This window comes from Enterococcus sp. AZ101, assembly GCF_050499005.1.
Classification (GTDB): domain Bacteria; phylum Bacillota; class Bacilli; order Lactobacillales; family Enterococcaceae; genus Enterococcus_L; species Enterococcus_L ureilyticus.
The window spans coordinates 658,009-670,542 of sequence record NZ_JBMHEZ010000001.1 but is presented as its reverse complement, the minus strand read 5'-3'; the positions used below and the strand labels follow the sequence as shown (position 1 = coordinate 670,542).

Annotated in this window: 11 protein-coding genes and 1 other annotated feature (1 of these 12 only partly in view); of the genes, 3 read left to right on the top strand and 8 right to left on the bottom strand. The window is 37.0% G+C overall.

Annotated elements, in window-relative coordinates:
* Window positions 1-98 (bottom strand) — a binding site (T-box leader); it reaches 122 nt to the left of the window's first position.
* Between the two features lie 44 nt (window positions 99-142).
* The 6 genes from tpx to IGJ50_RS03055 all read right to left on the bottom strand — a co-directional run bounded on the left by tpx (window position 143) and on the right by IGJ50_RS03055 (window position 7,005).
* Window positions 143-634 (bottom strand): thiol peroxidase, encoded by a 492-nt coding sequence (gene tpx / locus IGJ50_RS03080; RefSeq protein WP_069639041.1) that lies wholly within the window; start codon window positions 632-634, stop codon window positions 143-145.
* A gap of 223 nt (window positions 635-857) precedes the next feature.
* Window positions 858-1,511 carry a redox-sensing transcriptional repressor Rex gene (locus tag IGJ50_RS03075; protein WP_069639040.1) on the bottom strand — a complete coding sequence of 218 codons (654 nt, stop codon included), beginning with the start codon at window positions 1,509-1,511 and terminating at the stop codon, window positions 858-860.
* 153 nt (window positions 1,512-1,664) lie between these two features.
* A complete protein-coding gene (gene thiI / locus IGJ50_RS03070) occupies window positions 1,665-2,870 on the bottom strand; it encodes a tRNA uracil 4-sulfurtransferase ThiI (protein ID WP_069639039.1) in 1,206 nt (401 codons plus the stop codon).
* 253 nt (window positions 2,871-3,123) lie between these two features.
* Complete coding sequence (locus tag IGJ50_RS03065; protein WP_069639038.1) at window positions 3,124-4,272, bottom strand: cysteine desulfurase family protein; 1,149 nt, start codon at window positions 4,270-4,272, stop codon at window positions 3,124-3,126.
* A 119-nt stretch (window positions 4,273-4,391) separates the two neighbouring features.
* On the bottom strand, window positions 4,392-6,113 hold the full coding sequence (gene ezrA / locus IGJ50_RS03060; RefSeq protein ID WP_207121079.1) for a septation ring formation regulator EzrA: 1,722 nt from the start codon (window positions 6,111-6,113) through the stop codon (window positions 4,392-4,394).
* A gap of 229 nt (window positions 6,114-6,342) precedes the next feature.
* Window positions 6,343-7,005 carry an HAD family hydrolase gene (locus IGJ50_RS03055; RefSeq protein ID WP_429948858.1) on the bottom strand — a complete coding sequence of 221 codons (663 nt, stop codon included), beginning with the start codon at window positions 7,003-7,005 and terminating at the stop codon, window positions 6,343-6,345.
* A 198-nt stretch (window positions 7,006-7,203) separates the two neighbouring features.
* Here IGJ50_RS03055 and IGJ50_RS03050 point away from each other — a divergent pair, with 198 nt between their 5' ends.
* From IGJ50_RS03050 to IGJ50_RS03040, 3 genes are all read left to right on the top strand, one after another.
* Window positions 7,204-8,556 carry an aspartate kinase gene (locus IGJ50_RS03050; RefSeq protein ID WP_429948856.1) on the top strand — a complete coding sequence of 451 codons (1,353 nt, stop codon included), beginning with the start codon at window positions 7,204-7,206 and terminating at the stop codon, window positions 8,554-8,556.
* 190 nt (window positions 8,557-8,746) lie between these two features.
* On the top strand, window positions 8,747-9,511 hold the full coding sequence (locus tag IGJ50_RS03045; protein ID WP_069639034.1) for an ABC transporter ATP-binding protein: 765 nt from the start codon (window positions 8,747-8,749) through the stop codon (window positions 9,509-9,511).
* Entirely contained in the window at window positions 9,504-11,087 is a 1,584-nt protein-coding gene (locus IGJ50_RS03040; protein WP_069639033.1) for an ABC transporter, read from the top strand. Before IGJ50_RS03045 ends, IGJ50_RS03040 begins: the two co-directional genes overlap by 8 nt.
* Before the next feature lie 46 nt (window positions 11,088-11,133).
* Here the strand turns inward: IGJ50_RS03040 and IGJ50_RS03035 are convergent, their stop codons facing one another.
* Window positions 11,134-11,655, bottom strand: coding sequence for an HAD family hydrolase (locus IGJ50_RS03035; RefSeq protein WP_429948854.1), 522 nt, complete (start codon window positions 11,653-11,655; stop codon window positions 11,134-11,136).
* A gap of 37 nt (window positions 11,656-11,692) precedes the next feature.
* Window positions 11,693-12,529: a Cof-type HAD-IIB family hydrolase gene (locus tag IGJ50_RS03030; protein WP_069639031.1), complete on the bottom strand. Its 837-nt coding sequence runs from the start codon at window positions 12,527-12,529 to the stop codon at window positions 11,693-11,695.
* Window positions 12,530-12,534: the final 5 nt, after the last annotated feature.

Genomic DNA, 12,534 nt, shown 5'->3' with positions numbered 1-12,534 from the left:
CCCAAGCTACCTTCTTACTGGTTATGTGAAAATCTTCCACCAAGTGATTTTCTCTCTATAACGATGCCAGTCGTACTCCTCTTGATCATGGTCTTTGGTTTATTTTAACATTGAATAGGAATATAAGTCAATTTGAAAAAAATCAACGAGCTGCTTTGGCTTGTTCTAACGCTTTATCATAATCTGGCTCTTCCGAAATTTCAGTGGAAATTGCTTCATAAGTGATTTTGCCCTCTTTATCGATCACAAAAATACCTCGAGCTAAACGTCCCATTGCCGGAATAAATAAACCATAGGCATTCCCAAAGGTTCCATCTGTATCGTGTAAAATTTCCATATCTACACCTTCAGCTGCACACCAATTCGCTTGTTCGTCTTTTGTATTATTTGATATCGTGATAAATTTAACGCCAGCAACAGTCGCTGCTTCTTGATTGAAACGTTTCGTTTGTAATGAACAGATTCTAGTATCAATATCTGGTACAACGCTGATCAAAACTGGCGTACCAGTGAAATCTGACAAGTTTACAATTTCATCGTTTAAATTTTTTAGTGAAAACGCTGGGGCCTTAGTCCCTACCTCAGGTTGAACACCAATGATTTCTACTACTTCGCCTTTTTTTGTTACGTTCATTATTTTTTCCTCCTCTAATTTAAAAACTGAATACGTCACTTATCATCGAAGAAACATAGGAAAATTCGGCTGTGACATTCTTTGTCACATTCATATTTTATCTTTTTTCCGAGATACAGACTCATAAAGCTAGATATTTAAGTTTCAAGAGCTCAACAAATGACAATTACTGCTCTCTATTTAGTATAGAGGAAGGAGGGCCAGATGACAAAGTTCTTGCCTTCTAAGCTTTTTTACTAGAAAAAGTCTCATCAAAATAAATCAATGTCTGTAGTTCTGTTGTTAAATCAATGTATTGTACATTCACGTTATGTGGAACTGTCACACGGTCAGGTGCAAAATTTAAGATTGCTGTAATACCCGCATCAACAATTTTATCGATTGCTTCTTGTGCAAATTGACTTGGTACAGTTGATATCGCAACTGTTACACCTGTTCGTTTGATCTCATCTTCTAATTTTTCCATTGGCTGAATAACGATATCATCGACCGATAAGCCAATTAATTCTGCTTCTGTATCAAAGGCACAAACAATATTTAAATTTTCATTGCGCCTAAAATTATTTTTTATCAGCGCTTTCCCTAAATTACCACAACCAATCAAAGCAATCCGTTTCTCTTCTTGTGTATTTAAAATATGACTGAACACTTCAATCAAATAAGGGACATCATAACCATAACCACTTCGGCCTAGCTCCCCTAAATGCGAAAAATCACGACGGATCGTAGCAGATGGGACTTGAATCACATCACTGAATTCTTTAGATTTGATTCGAGTCACACCAGAATCACCTAGCATTTTTAGATAGCGTAGATACAACGGCAAACGTTTAGCAGTTGCTTTTGGTATTGTTTTTTCTTTATGTAATTCTTTCATTTCCCGACCTCCTTGTTACTCATTTCACATATATAGTTTAGCATGCTTCGTTACAAGGAGCAACTTGTTTGTGAAATAAATAGCAGATATTAGAAAAACCTAATAATGAAAAGAACAGACTCGATAGCGTTATCAAGTCTGTTTTTTCAACTTTTATAGTAAATCGGAAAATTCTTCATTTTTTTCACTCAACTCAGTTATTTCACTAACTTTTAAGCCAGCTATCGAACGAGCTATTAAACCTTCAATATCTAATCGCGCTTCATATGCTTGGGCCTTGTCTAGTTTTGGTCTTGTTTTGGGTTGAGGGGGAGCAAAAATTGTACAGCAATCTTCAAAAGGCTGGATTGCTAATTCAAAGGTATCAATTTTTTCTGCGATCTCAATGATCTCCCCTTTATCCATTGAAACGACAGGACGAATAATCGGTGTAGTAGTTACTTCATTGATTGCTACCATACTTTGCAATGTTTGAGATGCAACTTGACCTAGTGATTCACCGTTGATGATCACCAATCCTTTTCTTAATTCACGGATAGTATCCGTTAGACGCAACATCATCCGACGCGTCACCGTCATTAGATAGCCTTCAGGTACAACTCGCTTGATTTCTTCTTGAATCTCAGTAAAAGGAACTTCGATGAATTGAATACTACCAGCATACGGTGCAATTTTTGCTGCTAAATCCTTTGCCTTTTGCAATGCTTGTTCACTTGTATATGGCGGACTAGCAAAATGGACAGCCTCGACTTCGACCCCACGTTTCATCGACAAATAGCCGGCAACTGGTGAATCGATGCCTCCAGAAAGCATTAGCATACCACGCCCACTAGTCCCAACTGGTAAACCACCGGCACCACGAAGCGTCTCATATGAAAGATAGGCACCTTCTTTACGGATTTCGACACGAATATTTATATCTGGTTTTTTCATTTGCACAGCAATTTCAGGGAAGACTTCAAACACAGCCCCACCTAATTCTCGATTTAATTCATTTGAATCCAATTCAAAATCATGATCCGAACGCTTAGACGTGATTTTAAACGTTTGCCCTGGTTGATAGGCAGATTGGATGATACTTTGGACCATTTCACGAATTGCCGGCATTGTTTTTTCTACTCGGACACTAGGAGAGAAATTTTGAATACCAAACACTTTTTCTAATTTCGGCATGATTTGTACGCTGTCTTCACCATTTAATAATAGATGCATCCGATCTCGGTCAGCATGTATTTTAACAGCTGGAAAATCACTTAGTACTCTTTTGACATTTTGTGCTAATTGGGAAATAAATAATTTTCTATTTTTCCCTTTTGTTGAAAGTTCCCCGTAGCGAACCATGATTTCAGTATATTTCACAATTTTTCAATCCTTTTCTATGAAGCTTGATTTTTCAACCTATTCTTAGCAAGTCTTTCATCGCCACGTTTAACATTACCTGTTAGTCTTGCATCTATCTTATTGTTGCTCTTCGTCACAAGTCATTTGTAAATCTTCTCCTAGATGTTGAGCTTCTGTTCTTTTGACGATCATCACTTGTTTTCCATCAAAACATTCTATTTGCGACTAATTTATTTAATCCCATCATCTTCACCCACTAAATACTCATTGTTCATCCATTTAACACTAAAAATTTTTTATAGAGTTGATTAAAAATAATCATAAATTGTTCAGCCTCTGCGATTGTATTACTTTCGTCTAAGCTGACACGAACCGCAGATGTCGCTAAAGAGTCTGGTACTTTCATCGCATGTAGCGTACTACTCGTTAGTTTTTTACGGCTTGAACAAGCACTTGTCGTTGAAGTGTAAATTTGCTTTTCTTCCAGCGCATGGACTAAAACTTCCCCACGAATGCCTTTTAAAGCAAAACAGATAATATGAGGAGCAAAATCTGCTGTTTCTTTTGAAAAGACGGTCACATTCTTGTACTCTTTTAAGGCTTCAATCAAATAACGGCGAATAGTTGCCGTATGTTCTGGTTTGTCCATTTTTTTATCTACATATAATCGTAAGGCTTTCGCCATTGAAACAATCCCAGCAACATTTTCAGTGCTACTCCGTTGATTGCTCTCTTGACCACCACCATTTAATAAAGGGGCAAGTTTACGTCCATGTTTCCAATAAATAAAGCCTACACCTCGTGGACCATGAAATTTGTGTGCAGAAAATGTAGCAAAGTCAACACGCGGTGTCAACCACTGCTCTTGGCTTACTTTACCAATTGCCTGAACCGCATCTACATGAAAATGAATCGTTGGGTATTCAGTCAAACAGTCACTGATTGCTTGAATCGGTTGGATCGACCCAATCTCATTGTTCACAGCCATGATCGAAACTAAAATCGTATCCTTACGAATTAATTTAGCTAATTCAGCCACCTTGACAAATCCACGCTCATCAACAGGTGCAACAGAAACCTCAAACCCATTTTCGGCTAGTTGGCTTGCCGTTTCAGAAACAGCCGGATGTTCAATATCTGAAATAATGATATGGCGGCCAAATGCTTTTTTTTCTATAGCTGTGCCTTTTAATACCCAGTTATCGCCTTCGGTTCCGCCACTCGTAAAATAAATCTCATTTGACTGAACTTGAATTAACTCAGCTATTTGCTTGCGTGCTTGTTCTAACAAACGATTTGCTTGATTGCCTAAGTCATGTAAGCTGGATGGATTACCAATAATACGTTGACTAACTTTTACAAAGGTATCTAAAGCTTGGGGATAAATCGGCGTTGTTGCACTGTTATCAAAATATATCATTTTAAAAACCCTCTTCTTTTGAAATTCTTTCCTATTATATACTTTCTATTTTTGTAGTTCAACCTCACAATCCTTCAAATCAAAATAAAAAGGTGAGACACTTGTCTCACCTTAGATGATTAAATCGCATCAAGATTATTGAAGTAAAAATCTTCGATTCTTCTAAATGCACCTGGCTCCACTCTTTCAAGTGCAGTGCCGATCTCATCCAGAGCATCTTGATATCTGTATTCTTTTGAAAATAGTTCTAAGCTATTTTCCATCGCTACACGAATGGCTTCGTGTGTATGACGGTAACGATTAGCGTATTGCATCATTTGTTCTGTTAATGCAGCCGAATTAACTAAATCATTTGTTTTCTTATCTAGTAGTTCTAAATCTTCATTACAAAGATCAGAAAGTTTTTTGATTTCTTCCATGTTGATACGAATTCTGTTTAAAGCTTTACTTAATTCTTCAATGCGGTCTGTCGCAACGAAAAAGAATTCTAAGTAATCAGCTGGTAATCCAGGTAAACGTTGCTTTTCAACATGACGTTTGATATTGCGTAAACGGAAATCATATTGATCAACTTTTTCTTGAGCAGCTTTTTCACCTTTACGTAATTCTTTTAATGAGTCATCGATTTCAAGTTGTTGATTTTCGATGTCATCTAATATTTTGTAGCAATCCTTGAAGAATGCTTGAACTTCTGAAAATGGAATTGTATGCTCTTTTAATTTTGGTTCAAAATCTTCATAGCGGCGAATCAATTCTTCGATTTCCGTTTGGAAGCCTCTTGAGCGACCTAACTCATTATGATTCAACGTATAACTTTGAGATGTATGATCTAATTCGATCATCAATTGACGATTATTTTTCAATGCATGGGCAATATAATCTCCAACTACCTTGTGATTCGTCATGACATATTTCTTAGCGTTGATCTCACGTTCCATGATTTCATACAATGCATCAATTGCATTCGCAGTGTCACGGTTTGCAACTTCTACAGCGTCGACTTCAGTCTTCTCCAAATCAACAGTTGAATTTTTCACACGTTTTTGAACACGTCTTAACTCATCTTCGAAATTCTTTTCAGGGAAAACATAATGATCTGCTAAGAGACGTTTGTATCCTTCTTCGATCTCTTTTAGTTGATCTGGGAAAGTCCGATTCAATTCATCATAAAGTGGTGGAATACGTTTCATCACATCATCTAATTCATAGGTGTGACGTTCAGCATTTTCCAACACCTCACGCGCTTCGATCGGATCGCCTGATGTATTCAATGTAACAAACTGTGTGAATTCGATCTCGATATTTTTGATTTGCTTTTGCAACTCAGGGTAAGCTGAACCAAATTCTGATTTTTCGTCGTGAAGTAATTTACTGATCTCTTCATAAACATCTAGCGCTTTTTGTACTTCAAGTGAATTACGTTCTTCACTTTCACGCAGCTCTTTCAAGCCATTACGAATGATTTCAACTTCTGACTCCATTTCAGTCATCGTCTCGTCAGCTTCAGCAACTGCTTTTTTTGCTTTCATAAAACGGAAGGTTTCATTTAAATTTTCAACTTCAAAAATCTGACTTTCTAACTCTGCAAAAGAGCGAGTATAAATCTCGGTCCAACGTTGATTCCATTCTCTAAACGTGTTCTGACTTTGTCCGACCATGTGCATTTTTTTTACATCGTCGACCTCTTCGATCACAGGCAAGTCGAACAGCGCTTCTTTCCTCTTTTCCAGATCATCGAGTTTCATTTGATTTTTCTTTCTCATAAAATAACCAACTAAATACAAAACAGCTGCGATGATTATTATAGCTAAAACTACGATAATGATCAGATTATTCTTCATCCATGGTTCCTCCGTTTATTAGTCCATATATGATATGCAACAGCGGATAAATAACAAAAACACGACTATCTGCTCTCACAATATTCTCTTATCTACTTAAATTTCTATAAAAACACCTACAGAAAATTATAGCACAAACCACTCAATCAAGCACTAACAATTTATAATTTTTTAAGAAATGTTTTGACTTTGTAATATTGCAACAAATCCGTGCCGACTATTAGTCAGTTTAACCGATTCGCTCTGCTTTTTGCAACTTTTTGCACACATCGCTCAATGTATCTAGTTTTAAATCAGCCAATTGTTGATTCATACCAAAATGAGTATCTTTCAAAGCCCAGACTGCTAGACCAGCATCATGAGCTGAACGAATCCCTTTTTCAGAATCTTCGATTGCTACACAATTCTGAGGTTCAATGCCTAACTCTTGCGCTGTATATTCGTAAATTTCTGGTGCTGGTTTACTTTGTTTAAATTGTGTACCGCTGACGATCACATCAAAATAGCTAGTTAATTGGCCGACCTTCAAGACTTCTTGTATCACATCCATGGCTGAGGAAGAAGCAAGACCAATTCGATAACCATTTCGTTTAAGAAACTGCAAAACGCGTTTTACATCTGGATCGATCAAGTTACTATAATCAATCGGGTACTGGCTTTTGTATTCCTGATATTTCTCACTTAAAAAAGCTTCATCATAGATTGTATCATTAACAGCCAGAATCAGCTCCCATAGACTCCGCATATCTGCTCCGATAAATAGAGGGATTGGAATTTGCTCAATCGATAGATCATACTCTTTAAGAAACGCTTTTCTACGTTGATAATAGAACTCTTCACTATCGACCAACACGCCATCCATATCGAAAATTATGCCATTGTATTCTTGCATTATTTTGGTGCTCCTTTGTGTGACTATTCTTGTTCAGCTCTACTAGTCTAACAAAAGTTTGAAAAAAAATGAAGAAATTTGTTGAAAAACAATTGAAAAGATCGAATAATTGTCATTTTTACGGTTGCTTTTCCGTCTATATTTCGGTATTCTTTTACTATTATAATGAAAAATCTATTAAAATTAGGAGTGAAAAAAGTGAAAGTCATAAAATTTGGAGGCAGTTCTTTAGCATCTGCTACGCAATTAGAAAAAGTTTTACAAATCGTAAAAGAAGACGTTTCACGAAAGTTTGTCGTCGTTTCAGCTCCTGGTAAACGTTCTTCGGATGATATCAAAGTGACTGATTTACTTATTGCGTATTACAATGCTTATTTAAATAACGAGAACACCACCGAAATCATTAGTAAAATTGTTGGTCGCTACGAAGGGATTTTAGATGCGTTAGGCATTAACAAAACCGTTCTAACTGATATCCAACAAGCAATCGAACATTTAGCAACGTTATCTAAAGAAGACAATCCTCATCTTTTTGATGCTTTTTTAGCTAGTGGTGAAGATAACAATGCTAAGCTTGTTGCTTCTTTCTTCCAACAACGAGGCTTAAATGCCTATTATAAGAATCCTCTAGACCTAGGAATCATTGTATCAGACGAGCCTGGCAATGCACGGATTTTACCGTCTTCTTCAAGTAAAATCAATCAATTTAAAGAAACGGAAGAAATTTTAGTAATCCCCGGTTTTTTCGGTTTTACAAAAGCTGGCGATATCTGTACATTTTCTAGAGGTGGTTCGGATATTACTGGCTCGATCGTTGCCGCTGGTGTGCAGGCCGATATTTATGAAAACTTTACAGATGTCAATGGGATTTTTGTTGCTCATCCTGGGATCGTTCATGAACCGAAAACAATCAAAGAATTAACATATCGAGAAATGCGTGAATTAGCTTATGCTGGTTTTGCAGTGCTTCATGATGAGGCATTGATGCCTGCTTATCGTGCGAATATCCCTGTTGTCATCAAAAACACAAATAATCCGGACCATCCTGGTACTTTGATCACAACATCAAGAACTGTACAACATGATCCTGTGGTCGGGATTGCCAGTGACCAAGGATTTGCCAGCATTTATATCAGTAAGTATTTAATGAATAGAGAACTAGGTTTCGGTCGTCGTTTATTACAGATACTGGAAGAATTAGGTCTTAGTTATGAGCATATGCCTTCTGGAATCGATGATATTTCGATTATTTTGAGAGAACGGCAATTAACTATTGAGATCGAAGAAGAATTGATGAAACGTTTGGAAAACGAGCTTGAACCTGATGAGTTGCGAATCACTCATGGCTTATCTATGTTAATGGTGGTAGGTGAAGGCATGCGCCAACGAATTGGTGTCATGGCAGATAGTACGGCTGCTTTAGCTTTCAACAAGATCAACTTGGAGATGATCAATCAAGGTTCTTCTGAGGTGAGTATCATGTTCGGTATTCGGGAAGATCAGGAGAAAAAAGCAATCGAAGCGTTATACCGCACATTCTTTGAAAAATAGTCAATGAGAAACGTCGAAAGAGACCACACCTAATCTAGGTTTGCTCTTTCGACTTTTTACATACTCTTAACATGATTTCACCCCAAAATACTGTTTACCTGTGCTTGTCCTTTTACAGAAAGCATTTCCTTCATTAAGAGTCTGGAGTACAATAAGAATATATGATAACAAAGAAAAGGTGGGAAAGATGATGATTGAATTAGTAAGAGTTAGTAAAAGTTACGGAACAAAACAAGCACTAAATGAGTTGAGTTTAACAATTAGACAAGGAGAAATCTTTGGCTTTCTTGGTCATAATGGCGCTGGCAAATCAACAACGATTAAAAGTTTAGTTAGTATTATTCAACCTTCTAACGGCACTATCACAGTAGATGGTTTAGACTTATCAGAAAATCGGCAAGCAATCAAGAAAAAAATTGCTTATGTTCCTGATACACCTGATATTTTTTTACAACTGACTGCTGGAGAATATTGGGATTTGATTGGGGCAGCTTATGATCTTGATTCTGTCCGAAGTCAGACTCGTTTGAATGAGCTAGTTTCTTTATTCGACATGCAAAGCCATCAAGAGGAAACCTTAGCGAGTTTCTCTCATGGGATGCGGCAAAAAACGATCATCATCGGCGCTTTATTGCCTGATCCTGATATCTGGATTTTAGATGAACCCTTACAAGGCTTAGACCCTCAAGCGGCATTTGATCTTAAAGAAATGATGAAAAGACATGCAGCCAAAGGGAAAACGGTTATTTTCTCGACACATGCATTAGACACTGCCCAACAATTGTGCGATCAATTAGCAATCTTAAAAAAAGGAGAACTCATCTATAATGGTTCTGTGGATGAATTGTTAGCGCAATCGCCAAATGAATCGTTAGAAACGATTTACTTGAAAATGGCTGGACGTCAAGCTGACACACAAGGCTTAGACACTATTGAAGGTGATTCCTATGAATAAAAAACAGCTGCTTGAACTGACACGTGTAAATTTGCGTTATGCTAATCCTCAAGTAACTGAACGTGCTCGCAAAAAAGGGAAAAGCGGAAAAGCATTGACCAGATCCTTGATCAATCAATATCTGCTCTCCGGTGTGTTGTTCTTGATGATTTATGGCGTAACAATGTTCATGATAGATTTTAGTCAGATGCCTGGTTTTTTTACCTATTATGTCGCTTTATTTGCTATTTTAGCTTTTTCACAAGGAATAACGGTTATTTATAATGTTTTTTTTGAAAGTCAGGACTTACCTGCTTACCTTCCTTTACCCTTTCGACAAAGTATGATTTTTACAGCTAAAATCCTGGTCGTGGCGTTGACTGTAGTGCCCTTTGTCTTTCCGATGCTGGTTGTGTTTCTACTGACTGGATGGCGGTCTGGGGTTTTGTTACCAATTACAATTATTTTAGCAATTTTACTTTTCTTGTTAGTTCTAGCTGTGATCTTTGCTTTTTGTTGTCTAATCGTTTTTGGTTTGACAAGAACGACTTTCTTCAAAAAACATAAAAAAGTCGTAACTAGTTTATTATTGGGCATTTCAATGGCCATTGCGATTATCGGGATTATTATGATGAACGGCCAAACCTCTTATTCAGAGACGACTCAAATGGATCGTGTGCCTATTTATCTATTCATTCCGCTTTTCCAAATCATCTCTGAGCCGTTTTCACCAACGGGTCTGCTCAGTTTCATTGCTCTGTTAGGTTTATTGCTACTATTATTACTAGCGATCAAGCTCTTTATCTTGCCTAAACTTTATGAACAATTGACTGATGCTTCTACCGCTAAAGTAAGCAGTCGCCGAAAACGTAAAGAAAATCAAAATTTGAAACAATTGCTTATAAATTATAATACGCAATTAATAAAAGAACCCAACTTAATTATGCAAGTTTTGTCTAATTCTTTATTGATGCCGTTGATTTTTATCGTTACATTTGCACTTGGCGGCTCGCTGAATTTAAATACTTTAGAATTTCGGTTTATTGGAGTCGTTTTTTTAACAGGGATTGCTTTAGCTTGGATGACCATTAACCAAACTTCTTTTATTAGTAATTTAATTTCTCTTGATCAGGAAAATTTCAACTTTATCCAGTCATTGCCTCTTTCAATGCATGGATATATGAAGCAAAAGTTCTTTGTTGGGCTTATCGTTCAATGTCTATTGACGAGTGGCGTTGCTTTGATCGGTGGGATTCTTTTTAAACTGCCATTTTTATTTATCATCAGTTTGCTGCTAGGCTCGCTTTTGGGAAGTTACCTTCTCTGCCTTCGTTTTTTTGCAAGGGATTATCGGTTTATTTTATTAGAGTGGACTAGTATTAGCCAACTATTCAACCGTGGTGGGGGCAATGTGGGGTTAGTCTTAACGATGCTGGGATCGATTTTTGTTAGTTTGATTGTTCTTGTACTTTATGGTGTTGCTGCGATGTATTTACCGTTTTGGCCACTTAATTTATGTGTTTTAGCTCTTCTTAGTCTGGTATCTATTCTGTGGATTCGTTATTACCGAACTCATTTTTGGGCTCTCTTCTCTTAAAAAAACGGATTAGAAAAGGAATTCCTTTTCTAATCCGTTTTTTCATTTACTCAATCTCAGCAGCTCTTTTTTGTCGCTCTAACTCTGCTTTGATCTTTGGCTCTGGAGCAAAGTCTGCCTCCCAGTTGTCAGGTTTTAACACTTTATGTGTAACGGGATGATAATGCGGTTTTCCATCTGGAAAAATTTTCCCCATATTCGCCTCATGAACAATTGAGAAAATCTCTGTTGGATCGACACCTAACAAAGAAAAAGAGCCATACGTAAAATATAACAAATCAATCAGCGCATCAACCTGTTCTACTAAAGGATCCGTTACCTCTTTTTGTTTACTTAGAACTTTTTCTTCTGCTTGATCCACAGACTCTTTCAGTTGATTGACTAACTCTTTAAACACTACTGGATCATTATTGGCTGCCCCAAATAAAAATTCTACTAATTCTTCTGCTTTAAAACCAGCTCTATCTGAAGCTTGTTTAGCAAAAAATGCTGTTGGGATTCTAGGTTTTCTATTATCAAATTTCTGATGAAAGACTTCTGTTTTTTCAAATGGATTCTCGATTTTCATGGGGTTCCTCCTAATCATAAAAGCCTAGCCCATGGAGCTAGATAATTTTATAATACTTCATCGCCTGGTAAATGCCATCTTTTGCATTTGTTTGCGTCACATATTTTGCAATTGCCTTAACTTCACTTTCTGCGTTTCCCATTGCAACCCCAAAGCCTACACCACTCAACATCTCTAGATCATTCCAACTATCACCAAATGCTAGGACTTCATCTAATGTGAAACCAAAATATTCCACACATTTTTGAATTCCAATCAGTTTAGAACCTGACTGTGGAATAATATCTACGGTATAAGGATTAGAGCGTGTGATATGACAATCTGGCAATTGCTCTTTTAACGTCTGCGTCTCTGATGTTGGACTTAATAAAACGCACTGATAAATGGGTTCTTTTACTATTTCTAATTCACGGTAACGTTGTTCTTTCCTGTGAATTGAAAAACGACTGATCAGATTTTTTACAAGCGTGGTGGGAAAGTATTTTGGTAAATATCGTACAATTCTTTTTGCCCATTTATTTTGACCAAAACGCATCAATGAGCTCCCATCTAAACTTCGTCTTGAACCAAACATGATTTGCCGATGATAACGGTCAGAAAAAGAGATGATTCTATTAAGCGTTTCATCTGAAAAATGTGCTGCGTGAATGGTTTCTTCTTGCGTATAAACTAATTGACCATTGTAAGTCACAAAAAAATCAAAGTTCAACGCATCGATTTGCTGGCTCAATTGTACGGGGCCACGTCCAGTTGCAACACCACAGAGAATTCCTTTTTCTTGTGCCAGGGCAATTCCTTTTTTTGTTGATTCCAATGCTTTGCCGTGGTCATTTACTAGTGTGCCATCGATGTCAAAGAATATCGCTTTTATCATGTTTG